Here is a 13,545-nt window from a genome sequence, read left to right on the forward strand (position 1 = left end):
GCGATAAAAGGATAATCCATCCGTAAGCATCGCGAATCTGGGCAGTTTTAATGAACGTCGTCGTAGTCGAATCGCCTGCCAAGGCAAAAACCATCAATAAATATCTAGGCTCGAACTATAAGGTTCTGGCCTCGTTTGGTCACGTGCGAGATCTACCAGCTAAGGACGGATCGGTCCGTCCGGATGAAGATTTTGCAATGTCATGGGAGGTAGACAGCAATTCCTCCAAGCGTCTGGCAGACATTGTCAAAGCGCTCAAAGACAGCGATGCATTGTTTCTTGCAACTGACCCTGATCGCGAAGGGGAAGCCATTTCGTGGCACGTGCTGGAAGTTCTTAATCAGAAGAAAGCGCTCAAGGGCAAAACGGTCAAGCGTGTTGCATTCAATGCGATCACCAAAAAGGCCGTTCTGGATGCTATCGCCAATCCACGCGATATTGATGAGCCGCTGGTCGATGCCTATCTAGCGCGCCGTGCCCTCGACTATCTGGTTGGCTTCAACCTCTCTCCGGTTTTGTGGCGCAAGTTGCCCGGCGCGCGTTCTGCGGGCCGTGTGCAGTCTGTGGCGCTGCGTCTGGTCTGTGATCGCGAATCCGAGATTGAACGCTTCATTCGTGAAGAATACTGGAATATCGCTGCTGCGCTTAAAACCCCGCGCAACGATGCTTTCACTGCGCGGCTGACCGTTCTTGACGGCAAAAAAGTCGGCAAGCTCGACATCAAGAATGAAGAGCAGGCAACTGCCATCCGTACCATGCTGGAAGGCGCAAGCTTCAAGGCCATCTCTGTCGAGGCCAAGCCAACCAAGCGCAATCCCGGTCCTCCATTCACCACTTCAACACTTCAGCAGGCCGCATCCGGCCAGCTTGGCTTCTCGGCATCGCGCACCATGCAGGTTGCACAGCGCCTTTATGAAGGTGTGGATATTGGCGGCGAAACTGCGGGTCTCATCACCTATATGCGTACCGACGGCGTACAGATGGCTCCAGAGGCGATCAGTGCCGCCCGTGATGCTATTGGCAACAATTTCGGTGCAAAATACGTTCCCGAAAAACCGCGCTATTACTCCAGCAAGGCCAAGAACGCACAGGAAGCGCACGAAGCAATCCGTCCAACGGATTTCTCGCGTCATCCAAAGGAAGTCCGCCGCTATCTCGACGAAGATCAGGCACGCCTTTATGAACTGATCTGGAAGCGCGCCATTGCCAGCCAGATGCAGGCTGCCGACATTGAACGCACGACCGCCGATATTGAAGCCATTAACGGCGCAAAATCGGCGATGCTGCGAGCCAATGGTTCGGTTACGAAGTTTGACGGCTTCCTTGCTGCTTATACAGACCATCGCGAGGAAGAAGACGAGGACGAAGATAGCGCAAAGCTGCCTGAAATCCGTTCTGGTGAGGCCATTTCACGAGAAAAAATCGATGCGACCCAGCATTCGACCGAACCGCCGCCACGCTATTCGGAAGCTTCGCTTATCAAGAAGATGGAAGAGCTTGGCATCGGCCGTCCATCGACCTATGCCGCCACGCTCGCAACGCTGCGCGACCGCGAATATATCACCATCGACAAGCGCAAGCTTATACCGGAACCCAAAGGCCGTCTGGTAACATCGTTTCTTGAAAGCTTTTTCAAACGCTATGTCGAATATGATTTCACGGCGGATCTCGAAGAAAAGCTCGATCTGATTTCCGACGGTAAGCTTTCCTGGAAAGACGTGCTGCGCGATTTCTGGCGCGATTTTTCCGGCTCTATTGATGACATCAAGGAACTGCGCGTTACCAACGTGCTTGATGCACTCAATGAAGAACTCGCGCCGCTCGCCTTCCCTGATCGCGGCGATGGCAGCGATCCACGCACATGCCCAACCTGTGGCACCGGCCAACTTTCGCTCAAACTTGGCAAATATGGTGCATTCGTTGGTTGCTCAAACTATCCTGAATGCAAATTCACCCGCCAGCTCGGCGGTGACGGCAATGGCGAAGCAGCAGCTTCTGATGAACCGAAGTCGCTCGGCAAAGACCCGTTTACCGGTGAGGAAATTACGGCACGCACAGGACGTTTTGGCCCCTATATCCAGCGCGGTGAAGGCAAGGAAGCCAAGCGTGCCAGCCTGCCTAAAGGCTGGTCAGTTGATACAATCGATCATGAAAAGGCCGTGGCACTGTTGTCGCTTCCACGCGATGTTGGCCAGCACCCAGAAACCGGCAAGATGATTTCAGCAGGCATCGGGCGCTATGGGCCTTATGTCAGCCATGACGGCACCTTCGCCAATCTCGAAAACGCCGAAGAGGTATTTTCAGTTGGTCTTAATCGCGCCGTTGCGGTTCTTGCAGACAAGCAATCCAAAGGCCCCGGTCGCGGACGCTCGACACCGGCAGCCCTTGCAACGCTTGGCGATCACCCCGATGGCGGTCCCATCACCGTGCGCGATGGCCGTTATGGCCCTTATGTCAATTGGGGCAAGGTCAATGCCACACTGCCAAAAGGCCAGGAGCCGACCAGTGTGACACTGGAAGAAGCGCTCGCTTTGATTGCCGCCAAGGCTGGCAGCACCAAGACCAAGAAGGCGCCGGCCCGCAAAACCGCCGCAAAAACTGCGACCGCTGAAAAAAAGACAGCAACGAAAAAGACCGCCGCAAAAAAGCCTGCTGCAAAATCAAAAAGCAAGGCGAAAGCGGCAGAGGAGTAAGACTTGGCACGCCGTTTCCCCAAATCCGATACCGGACGATCCGCACGGACCGAACGGCGTGCAGCAACAGCAAAACGCAACGAGGCAAAGTCGGCTGATCCCATTGCTCATTTGCCGACGCGTCAGGACGTCCTCAAATTCATTGAAGAAAACCCGGACCGCGCTGGCAAGCGTGAACTTGCCAAGGCGTTCAATATCAAGGGCGATGCACGGGTTTATCTTAAAAACCTGCTGCGAGAACTTGCAGACGATGGATTGCTCGAAAAGCGCGCACGCCGATTGTCCCGCCCCGGTTCTCTCCCCCCGATCGCCACGCTCCACATCACCGGCCGCGACAATGATGGCGGCCTCGTTGCCCGTCCGAGCGACTGGGATGAGGCCGAATATGGCAAGCCGCCTGTCGTTCTGATCCGCCGCACACGCCTTAACAAATCATCCGATGGACCGACGGTTGGTGTTGGTGACCGCGTCTTGGCGAAGATTTTCCGCAACAAGGAAAATGAAGGTCCGGAATATTCGGCCCGCGTCATCAAGGTTATAGACCAGAGCAGCAATGCGGTTCTCGGCGTTTTGCGCCGGCTGAGCAGCGGCGAGTGGCGGCTTGAACCCGTTAACCGCAAGCAGCCGGAAGTGCAGCTTGACCCGCAATCGCTGCTCGACGCCAAAAGCGGCGATCTGGTCGAAGTCGAACTTCAGTCTTCACGCCGCTACGGTCTACCGAGTGGGAAGGTGCGTCAGGTCGTAGGCTCTGTCGATAGTGAAAAAGCGCTTTCGATGATCGCGATCCATGAACACGAAATTCCGCATATCTTCCCAGAAGACGTGATCCGCGAAGCCGAAAATGCCAAGCCTGCAACGCTGGAAGGCCGCGAAGACTGGCGCAAAATTCCGCTCGTCACTATTGATCCGGCCGATGCAAAGGATCACGATGATGCGGTCTATGCCGAGCCGGATACCGACCCGACCAATCTGGGCGGCCACGTCGTCATCGTGGCGATTGCCGATGTTGCAGCCTATGTGCGTCCCAATTCAGCACTCGACCGTGAAGCATTGAAGCGCGGCAACTCAGTCTATTTTCCCGACCGCGTTGTGCCGATGCTTCTAGAGCGCATTTCCAATGATCTGTGCTCACTGCGTGAACTGGAAGATCGCCCAGCACTTGCTGTGCGCATGGTTTTCGACGCCAATGGTCACAAGAAGTCTCACAAGTTCCATCGCATCCTGATGCGTTCGGCTGCAAAACTCGCCTATGCGCAGGCACAGGCCGCGATTGATGGCGCAACCGACGAGAAGACCGCACCGATACTCGACATGATCCTCAAGCCGTTGTGGGCTGCATATGGCGCTCTCAAACGCGGTCGCGATGCGCGTGAACCGCTTGAGCTGGATTTGCCTGAGAAAAAAATCATTCTGGCACCCGATGGCAAGGTGGACAAAGTGGTCGTGCCTGAACGGCTTGATGCGCATAAGCTCATCGAGGAGTTCATGATTCAGGCCAATGTTGCAGCGGCAGAAGTGCTTGAAGCGCATCGCCAGCCACTGATCTTCCGCATTCACGATGAACCCGCCCTTGCGAAGCAGGAATCCTTGCGCGAGTTTCTGCGCACGCTTGATATGAACCTGGCCAAAGGCGCCGCTCTCAAGCCGGCACAGTTCAACCGCATTTTAGAGGCTGTTGAAGGCACGGATCATCAGGATCTGGTCAATCAGGTTGTGCTGCGCACGCAAAGTCAGGCGATTTACAGCCCTGATAATATTGGTCATTTTGGCCTGCATTTGCATAAATATGCGCATTTCACTTCGCCCATCCGCCGTTATGCCGATCTGATCGTGCATCGGGCTTTGATCAAGGCTCTGAATCTTGGCAAGGATGGCCTGACCACCGATGAAGAAGCCCAGCTTGAAGAAACAGCAGCACTGATTTCATCCACGGAACGCCGCGCGATGCTTGCCGAGCGCGAAACCGTGGACCGTCTGATCGCACATTTCCTCGCCGCCCATCTGGGCGATGATTATGAAGCCCGTGTTACCGGAGTGACGAGGGCCGGATTGTTTGTGTCTCTTGCGACATATGGCGCAGATGGGCTTGTGCCTATTTCAACTTTGGGTGATGAATACTATCTTTACGATGAAGCCAATCATGCAATTGCCGGTGAAAGAAGCGGAAAAGGCTTCCGTCTCGGTGATACGGTGACGGTAAGGCTTGTGGAAGCGCTCCCTGTTGCGGGGGCACTTCGTTTTGAGATGGTTTCGGAACCGCATTCCCTGCCGATGTCGACGCGTTCGCATCATAAGGCAAGCAAAGGAATGCGCGGGCGCAAAGGAAAACCTTCGGGCGTTTCGCGCTCTAAGAGCAGAGGTCGCAGATGAGCATGCTAGAGGCCAGTTCCACAGACAGTCCAGTTCAGGTTTTCGGTGGCGAAAGCCCGAAAGCCGCACGACCGAGCCGTGATTTGAAGCAAGCCATGTGGCGTGGCTTCAAATCCCGCTGCCCGCATTGCGGCGAAGGAAAGCTGTTTCGTGCGTTTGTGAAACCGGTCGACCATTGCTCCGTCTGCGGTGAAGATTACACAGAACAGCGCGCCGATGATCTGCCGGCCTATCTGACGATCCTCATCGTCGGCCATATCGTGGTTGCGGCTTTCATGGGCGTGGAAGCCACCACCAATCTATCGCTGTTGACCCATATGGCCATATGGGGGCCGATGATCGTTCTGTTGAGCCTGCTCCTGCTACAGCCTGTCAAAGGCGCGACAATCGGGCTGCAATGGGCTTTGTTCATGCACGGATTCGGTGGACACGGCGAAGGCGATTACAGCGACGTCACATAACAAGCGGTTCTACCGTGACAGCCTGCGCCCCTTCAAAGCCGACCTCTCCCAAGCCAGCATTGCGGCCCTGCGATGCCGCATCCTTGGTGTTGATTGACCGCACAGGCAACACACCGCGTATTCTTATGGGGCGGCGCCACCCCAGTCTGGTTTTCATGCCGGGAAAATTCGTCTTCCCCGGCGGCAGAGCCGATGCGGAAGATGGTGCCATCGCCGCCGCAAGCGAACTGACAGAGGATGACACACAGAAACTGCTTTCCGGCATGGGTGCTCGGGCAACATTGCGTCGGGCACGCGCGCTTGGGCTTTGTGCCATCCGCGAAACATTTGAGGAAACGGGGTTGCGGATTGCACGCCGCGTCACAGCCGAAGCCACAGCCGAAGCCTCGTCTCGCAAACAACTGTCATCAAACACCATAATAATGCCTGATAATAAGGATTGGTGTGCATTCCTTGAGCGTGGCGCATTGCCTGCACTTGGCGATCTGCGCTATTTCGCCCGTGCTGTGACACCACCAGGCAATATTCGTCGATTCGATACGCGATTTTTCATCGCATTTCGCGACAGTTTACCGGGACTGGAAAGCTCAGCACTTGTCCCAAGCGGAGAATTGGAAGATTTGGATTGGGTCGCCATTGATGATGTTGATAAACTCGACGTTGCCCGCATTACGCAAGCCATTCTGAAGGAAGCACGAATGCTGCTCTCGCAAAGCCGGTTTGACCTGCCCGTCACTCTTCCTGTGGCGCAATACAGCAAGCGGCATGGCCGCTTTGTGCGTGAAGTGATCTGACCTTATGAATAAAGAAATCTATCCTGCTGAGAGCATTCCTCAGGAACCAAACGGCAGGAACCCTCAGGGGCAGTTGCATTGGCGCTCGCTTGCCGCAGCGATCGCTACGATCAGCGCTATGGGTGCCGCTATCGGGCTTGGCATTCCGCTTTTGAGCGTGCTGCTTGAAAGCCGCGGCTATTCCGCCAGCCTTATCGGGGCAAACACTGCTGTTGCGGGCCTTGCATCGATTGTTGCAGCGCCGCTTGCCGCACCGATTGCTGCCCGCCTTGGTGTGGCCAAGGCCATCGTGTTGATGCTGGTCATCGGCAGCATCGCTTTTGTCGGATTTCACTTTCTGCAACCGCTTTGGGCATGGTTTGCTCTGCGAATCGTGCTGCATTTTGCGTTGACGGTGCTGTTCGTTCTGTCCGAATACTGGATCAATGCCTCCGCACCGCCCGAAAAACGGGGATTGGTGCTCGGAATCTATGCGACATCGCTCTCGCTCGGTTTCGCATTTGGCCCCTGGCTGTTCTCGAAAATTGGCAGCGCCGGTGGCCTGCCCTTCTATGTCGGCTTCGCAATCATCCTGATTGCTACAATTCCGGTGCTTATTGCATGGCGCGACAGCCCGGATTTTGAGGAAGGTGAGCACGTTCCCTTCCTGCCCTTCATTTTTGCTGTTCCCACGGCAACAATGGCCGTGTTTGTGTTTGGCGCCGTTGAAACGGGCGGCTTTGCGCTGTTTCCGGTGTTCGGCGCAAAGGTCGGCTATACGGAGGGTGATGCAGCGCTCTTATTGACCATGATCGGGCTTGGCAATGTGCTTATGCAAATTCCGCTTGGCATCGTCAGCGACCGTATTTCCGACCGCCGTAAACTGCTGCTGTTTTGTGCCGTAGCCGGGCTCTTGGGCATGATCGCGCTGCCTTATCTTATGAGCAACTGGTATCTGATGGCAGGGGTTTTGTTTCTATGGGGCGGCGTTGTCGCCGGACTCTATACTGTTGGCCTCGCCCATCTCGGCTCTGAACTCACCGGACGCGAACTCGCATCCGCCAACGCCGCCTTCATCTTTTGCTATGCCATCGGCATGTTGGCAGGGCCACAAGTGGTCGGTGTGGGCATGGATGCCATGGGTACAAAGGGTTTTCCGCTCACTCTTGGCATGTTTTTTGCGGCTTTCGCACTCTTTGCTGCGATTAGGCTTGTTCAAAGAAAGAAGCGGGGTTGACTTTTCCCCCTTAATCCGTAGTGTCGCGCCGAATTTCCGCTTCTGGCCAACTGGCGAGACTCGCAGCGGTTTAATCATGAAAGAGCAGGTATTTCGATATGGCCAAGGCTACGACCATCAAGATCAAGCTTTTGTCGACCGCTGACACCGGCTTCTTCTACGTAACGAAGAAGAACAGCCGCACGATGACGGATAAGATGACAAAGACAAAATACGACCCGATTGCGCGCAAGCACGTCGAGTTCAAGGAAACGAAGATCAAGTAATTCGTTTCCGACGCCAGTCCACTGGCAGGAATCAAAAAGCCGTCTCTTTCGAGGCGGCTTTTTTGTTGGCTTTTATTCAATATCATGCAGCCGACAGGACAACCCTGTTGCGGCCTTTTTTCTTGGCCTCATAAAGAGCTGCATCGGTGCGTGCGAAAAGCGCTTCAACACTATCCCCCCCATCAGCCGCAAGGCTGCAATCCCGATGCTGATCGTCATGGTGATCTCATGCTTGCCGCGCGCAATCACAAAAGGCTTCGCAGCGATTGCCTCACGCAGACGCTCCGCGACGGCCGCAGCAGATGCAAGATCCGTATCGGGAAGCACCACAGCAAACTCTTCGCCGCCATAGCGACACATTACATCCATGCCGCGAATTTGCGTGCGCAACCGCGATGAGAATTCACGCAGTACATCATCACCGCCATCATGACCGTATTTGTCATTGACGCGCTTGAAATGGTCGAAGTCCACCATGATGACTGATAATGGCCGCTCACGCCCCATAGCGCGAGACAATAGCACCGGCATGTGGGTATCCAGATAACGGCGGTTATGCAGCCCAGTGAGGCTGTCCGTGACCGCCATGGTGATTGTACGGTTCAAGCTCTGCCGCAAAAGATCATTATAACATTTACGTTTGATCTGCGTCCGCAGCCGCGCATAAAGCTCAAGCTTCTCCAGCGGACGCATCACATAATCATTCACCCCCAGTTCAAGCGCACGCACCACCAGAGAGCCTTCTTCTTCATTCACAATAAGAATGATGGGAACAAGCCGCGTGCGTTCAATGGTGCGCATCTGAGAGCAGAGCCGCAAAGGATCGTAATAGATGAAGTCTGCCGAAATGACGATGCTGTCATAGTCGTTCTCGATCGCCTTGATGAGAGCGTCATTGGCATCATGCGCAACATCAACAAAATAATCTTCGCCCAGAATCAAGCGCAGCCGAGCGGCTGCCAGCTCGTTCTCATCGACCACGAGAATGCGCGCTGCGTCCTCACCGGCCCCAAAGCGACCGGAAAGTTTCGCCGCAAGCAGAGCTTCCACTTCCGTATCCGCCACAGTGCCGGTGCGCTGAAACAACTCGTCAGACACCATTCTAAGCCGGGCAAGGCTTTTCACACGTGAAAGAAGTTGGGAATCCTTGACCGGCTTGGACATGAAATCGTCCGCTCCCGCCTCAAGCCCCATGATCTTGTCTTCCGCACTGCTGAGCGCGGTCAGGATGATAACAGGAATATTGGTCGTTCGCGGATCATCCTTCAAACGACGACAAACCTCAAACCCCTCAATACCCGGAATCAAAACATCGAGAATGATCACATCAATCTGACCACCAAGACAGATTTCAATCGCCTCAGCACCATTATTGGCTGTAATAACTTCGTAATACTCGCTCAGCAGCAGCGCTTCGAGCAGCTTTACGTGTGTTTCCTCAGCGTCAACGACGAGAATTCTTGCTGTCATAATACACTGCCCCCAATTCCCGCCCCCTCTGTGCCCTTATAATAAAGACCGCTCTAAGCGTCTCCCAAATATGATTTTATGGTTTCGATAAAACGCGGAACCGAAATAGGTTTTGATATATAAGCCTCGCAGCCGCCCTGCCGGATGCGCTCCTCATCTCCCTTCATCGCAAATGCCGTGACCGCAATCACCGGAATATGCTTGAGTTCGTCATCATCCTTAAGCCACTTGGTGACTTCCAGACCGGAGACTTCAGGAAGCTGAATATCCATCAAAATGAGATCGGGCCTATGCTCGCGGGCAAGATCAAGCGCTTCAAGACCATTCCGGGTCCTGATGGTTTCATATCCGCTGGCTTCGATAAGATCGCGAAACAACTTCATATTGAGTTCGTTGTCCTCGACGATCATCACAGTTTTAGTCATCGAATATTCCCTGGCCTAATTCTTATCCGTCGCAAGACAGGTTGATCTGCCCATTACACCCCTATGGAATTCCTGAGTTTAAGCGCATTTCATTGACGAAAGGCAAATATTCCTTCCATCTTGCATTGAAGCACTGAAGCGTGGGGGATAAAAGCAAGCATATTCGAAGAATGGAGACAGCCCATGAAGACGCTCATGAGCAAGACGGATGCGGAAAACGTTGCAGTTGAAGCGCTGATGTGGCTCGCACAAGACAAGGAACTGATGTCCCGCTTTCTCGCTTTGACCGGTATAGAGGCTTCTTCAATCCGCTCCGCGGCCCAGGAGCCCGGCTTTTTGGCTGGCGTTCTGCAATTTTATCTTGGACACGAACCCACACTGATGCGTTTTTGCCAGGAAACCGCGCGTGACCCGGTGACAATTGAAAAAGCAGCGGTACTTCTGCCGGGCGGACTAAACCAACATTTTTAATAAAAAGCCCCGCAAAAACAGGGCCTTATCAGTTCTATCGCTTAGAGCGCGTTTCGATCTGATTGAATCAGATCAACGCTCTGATCCCTTATTTTAACGCGCATCTTTGTCCGAAAACTGTTTCACAGTTTCCGGGATGCGCTCTAAAAGAAAATCAGGCGCTTGCAGCTTCGGTGTGCGACACGCTGAGAACACTCAGCTCATGCGTCTTTCCGTCACGTGCAACCCAAGACATGGACTGTCCCGGCGTAAGACCAATCAATGCTGTACCAATTGGTGTCAGGATAGAGATTCGACCCTGCGCAATATCGGCCTCGCCCGGATAAACCAGCGTGACTTTACGCTCATGTCCATCATTGGAGCGGAACTCGACCGTCGACCCCATGTGAACGACATCTGCCGGCAATTTCTTGAACGGAACCACCTTGGCGCGGTCCAGTTCCTGCAGTAACTCCTCAGCAACCTCCTCCAGTTTTTCGGAGACGTTGCCGGCCAGAATTGTCAGCCGTTCGTGATCAAGATCACTGACGACGATCTTTGGCTTTTTGCGATTCTTTGCATTCATGACGATAGCTCACTGCTGCCTAATGATGATTGTCCTCCGTAACTCGACTGGCCCGGAGCAACTGTTTGAATTTTTAAAGAAAGCGCTTTTAGTAATTCCGCTTGAAGGTGAGCGGCAAACCGTCCCCCAGAATCCTCTGCGCTAAGCAGGACTCGAGGGTTGCTATCCCGTGATCGGCTGAACCCGATGGAGTATGGAAGCAAAACGATTGTTCATACTGCTAAACTTGGTGATATCTTTGCCAATGTCAAGTGCAGAGCGAACAGGATAGCAGAGTGACGATAGCATTATCGTACATTGGTGCTATAAACGATGTTCCTTTTATGTTCATCAAACCGCACACAGCCATGACCGAGCCATTTGCCGTTAACAGTCCAGAGTTCGGCTTCTGCCGCGATTGTCTATCGCTGCAAAAGGCTGAGTCTGCGCGGCGTTGCCGTAGTTGTGGCAGCCCGCGTCTGGTGCGGCATACCGAACTTTACAAACTCTCACTCGCCCACGTGGATTGCGATGCGTTTTATGCTTCGGTTGAAAAGCGCGACAATCCCGACCTTCGCGATAAGCCGCTCATTATCGGTGGCGGCAAGCGCGGTGTTGTTTCCACGGCCTGCTACATAGCCCGCATTCATGGCGTACGCTCTGCCATGCCGATGTATAAAGCTCTGGAAGCCTGCCCACAGGCTGTCGTCGTCACACCGAATATGGAAAAATATGCACGTGTCGGACGTGAAGTTCGCCAGCTGATGCATGATCTCACGCCGCTCGTCGAACCCATATCCATTGATGAAGCATTCCTTGATCTTGGCGGCACAGAAAGACTGCACCGTGCGCCTGCGGCGATCATACTGGCGCGCTTTGCCAAGCGAGTCGAAGACGAGATCGGCATCACGATCTCTGTGGGGCTGTCCTATTGCAAATATCTGGCCAAAGTCGCATCAGATCTTGAAAAGCCCCGTGGGTTTTCTGTCATAGGCGAGGCAGAGGCACTTGAATTTCTGCGCGACAAGCCAACAAGCATGATCTGGGGGGTTGGAAAATCCTTCAATGCGAAGCTTGAGAGCGACGGTATTCGCACCATAGGCCAGCTTCAAACCATGGATGAGGGCACACTTATGAAAGCCTATGGCACAATGGGCCAGCGGCTTTTCAGACTGTCGCGTGGACAGGATAGCCGCAAAGTTGAACCTGAACATGATATGAAAAGCGTTTCGGCTGAAACAACGTTCAACAAAGACCTTTCTGAAGCGAGCGACCTCGTGCCTGTGCTACGAGCGCTGTCGGAAAAAGTATCTCGACGCCTGAAGTCCGGCAATATTGCGGGGCGCACGATCGTGCTTAAACTCAAAACTCAGGACTTCAAACTGCGCACGCGAAATCGACAGCTGGCGGACCCGACAAAGCTTGCCGACCGTATTTTCCGCACAGGTCTGCAGCTTCTCGAAAAAGAACTGGATGGGACCAAATTCAGATTGCTCGGCATTGGCGTTGGTGAGCTCTCCACGGATGACCGTGCCGATCCGCCAGACCTTGTCGATACGCAGGCTACAAAGCGTGCTGTCACGGAAGGCGCTATTGACCGTCTGCGCAACAAGTTTGGAAATAATGCGGTGGAAACAGGCTACACGTTTTCCAAAGGCAGCCTTGCACGTCCACAGACTCCGCCGGATCGCGATCCAGAAGATTAGCCCCTTTTCACAATACCTTTAGGAAAGTGCTGGAGAAAAGTCTCTCACGCGCCGGTAACGCCTTGACGAAGCGCATCTCTATCAATATTGGAACTTCTCAAGAGAGCATTTGCTGATTTGACATGCCTCTTACGGATGGCCTCATGGCGGAGTGGTTACGCAGAGGACTGCAAATCCTTGCACCCCGGTTCGATTCCGGGTGAGGCCTCCAACATTTTTCCCAACAAAAACAATACATTAAGATACATCACAGGTTAGCTACAGCCTGATTTCATGTTGCATCTTGTCACAAATAGATTACCTGCAATTACAACTAGTTACAAAAATGTCCGGCAAATCCACGCAACATGGAATGCAACATGCTTGACTCTTTCATTAGTATGAACAAAATAAGAACATCGATGGCGGTCGAGACTAACACAGATATACGATTGGCGTGTGTATCTGCTTTTTAACGGAGCAGTACAATGAATGCGTTTGCGCAAGAAAATGAATATGACAATGAAATTGAGCTCGTCCTTGCCTATCACAAAGGCGATGTGCGAGCGGCAATCGAATCGCTTCTAAAAGACCGCGACTTCCTCGTCAAAGAGATCGAGTATGCCAGCCTTGCAATGTCGATGGGCTTTGCTCGCGGCTGGAAACCAACCGTCATTAAATGAAAACCGTCCTTAAGAATCTGAGACACACCAATGTCGTCCGGTTCACCTGTGCGAAATGCAATCACCACTACGAGAAGACAGCGCCCTTAATGGCCGTGCGTTTTGGTGAATGGCAGACGCTGGAAGAACTGGAAAAACGAATCGTATGCAGCAAATGCGGCAATAGAACCGGAAACTTCATAAGCTATGGGAACCCGGAACGATGATTAAATTAGAATGGAAGCGCACTGTAATTGGCGGTCAAACTGCTTCGGGAGATTTTATCGCTTATTGTGAACGTGGCACGTTTGCACGACTTTTGAGAAATGAACATGGTGTCAATCGGCGTTTAAACGGGACCCCTTATCGGCGTCCAAAAAGTACCCCTTCTTTAGGTTGCAAGGTTTAGCGTGCGCGGGCCCGTAACTTTAAATTTAGTGCAGGGTCTGCGCGCGCGGATCGTTAGCGTTCTTCGGCTTTAGCTTTGA

At 53.4% G+C, this 13,545-nt stretch carries 11 protein-coding genes, 1 tRNA gene and 1 pseudogene; 10 read left to right on the top strand and 3 right to left on the bottom strand.

Features of this window, described 5'->3' with window-relative positions:
• Nucleotides 1–50: 50 nt before the first annotated feature.
• From topA to rpmG, 6 genes are all read left to right on the top strand, one after another.
• Complete coding sequence (gene topA, locus VBH83_RS16835) at nt 51–2,693, top strand: type I DNA topoisomerase (RefSeq protein WP_265986635.1); 2,643 nt, start codon at nt 51–53, stop codon at nt 2,691–2,693.
• A 3-nt stretch (nt 2,694–2,696) separates the two neighbouring features.
• Nucleotides 2,697–5,063, top strand: a complete 2,367-nt coding sequence (rnr, locus tag VBH83_RS16840) for a ribonuclease R (RefSeq protein WP_396998729.1) — start codon at nt 2,697–2,699, stop codon at nt 5,061–5,063.
• Nucleotides 5,060–5,524, top strand: coding sequence for a DUF983 domain-containing protein (locus VBH83_RS16845; protein WP_265986639.1), 465 nt, complete (start codon nt 5,060–5,062; stop codon nt 5,522–5,524). The genes rnr and VBH83_RS16845 overlap by 4 nt, the downstream gene beginning before the upstream one ends.
• 155 nt (nt 5,525–5,679) lie before the next feature.
• Nucleotides 5,680–6,318, top strand: a complete 639-nt coding sequence (locus VBH83_RS16850) for an NUDIX hydrolase (protein WP_265986693.1) — start codon at nt 5,680–5,682, stop codon at nt 6,316–6,318.
• A 73-nt stretch (nt 6,319–6,391) separates the two neighbouring features.
• Nucleotides 6,392–7,534: an MFS transporter gene (locus VBH83_RS16855; protein WP_396998735.1), complete on the top strand. Its 1,143-nt coding sequence runs from the start codon at nt 6,392–6,394 to the stop codon at nt 7,532–7,534.
• 98 nt (nt 7,535–7,632) lie between these two features.
• Nucleotides 7,633–7,800 (top strand): 50S ribosomal protein L33, encoded by a 168-nt coding sequence (gene rpmG / locus VBH83_RS16860; RefSeq protein WP_140903472.1) that lies wholly within the window; start codon nt 7,633–7,635, stop codon nt 7,798–7,800.
• Nucleotides 7,801–7,882: 82 nt separating this feature from the next.
• On the opposite strand, the pseudogene VBH83_RS16865 reads toward rpmG, so the two are convergent.
• Both VBH83_RS16865 and VBH83_RS16870 read right to left on the bottom strand, forming a co-directional pair.
• A pseudogene (locus tag VBH83_RS16865) lies at nt 7,883–9,270 on the bottom strand (PleD family two-component system response regulator).
• A 53-nt stretch (nt 9,271–9,323) separates the two neighbouring features.
• Complete coding sequence (locus VBH83_RS16870) at nt 9,324–9,695, bottom strand: response regulator (RefSeq protein ID WP_265986643.1); 372 nt, start codon at nt 9,693–9,695, stop codon at nt 9,324–9,326.
• A gap of 183 nt (nt 9,696–9,878) precedes the next feature.
• On the opposite strand from VBH83_RS16870, the gene VBH83_RS16875 reads away from it, so the two are divergent.
• The gene (locus VBH83_RS16875) at nt 9,879–10,166 is read left to right on the top strand and encodes a DUF3572 domain-containing protein (RefSeq protein ID WP_265986644.1); all 288 of its coding nucleotides are present in this window, start codon (nt 9,879–9,881) and stop codon (nt 10,164–10,166) included.
• Nucleotides 10,167–10,320: 154 nt separating this feature from the next.
• Here VBH83_RS16875 and rnk read toward each other — a convergent pair whose 3' ends face one another.
• The gene (gene rnk, locus VBH83_RS16880) at nt 10,321–10,731 is read right to left on the bottom strand and encodes a nucleoside diphosphate kinase regulator (RefSeq protein ID WP_265986645.1); all 411 of its coding nucleotides are present in this window, start codon (nt 10,729–10,731) and stop codon (nt 10,321–10,323) included.
• A 347-nt stretch (nt 10,732–11,078) separates the two neighbouring features.
• Between rnk and VBH83_RS16885 the strand changes: the two genes are divergently transcribed.
• The 3 genes from VBH83_RS16885 (at nt 11,079) to VBH83_RS16895 (ending at nt 13,078) form a co-directional block, all read left to right on the top strand.
• Nucleotides 11,079–12,416, top strand: coding sequence for a DNA polymerase IV (locus VBH83_RS16885; RefSeq protein ID WP_265986697.1), 1,338 nt, complete (start codon nt 11,079–11,081; stop codon nt 12,414–12,416).
• 137 nt (nt 12,417–12,553) lie between these two features.
• Nucleotides 12,554–12,627, top strand: a tRNA-Cys gene (locus tag VBH83_RS16890).
• Nucleotides 12,628–12,883: 256 nt separating this feature from the next.
• Nucleotides 12,884–13,078, top strand: coding sequence for a hypothetical protein (locus tag VBH83_RS16895; RefSeq protein ID WP_396998733.1), 195 nt, complete (start codon nt 12,884–12,886; stop codon nt 13,076–13,078).
• Nucleotides 13,079–13,545 lie beyond the last annotated feature (467 nt).

Source organism: Ochrobactrum sp. S1502_03, assembly GCF_044435015.1.
In the GTDB taxonomy this organism is placed as follows: domain Bacteria; phylum Pseudomonadota; class Alphaproteobacteria; order Rhizobiales; family Rhizobiaceae; genus Brucella; species Brucella chromiisoli.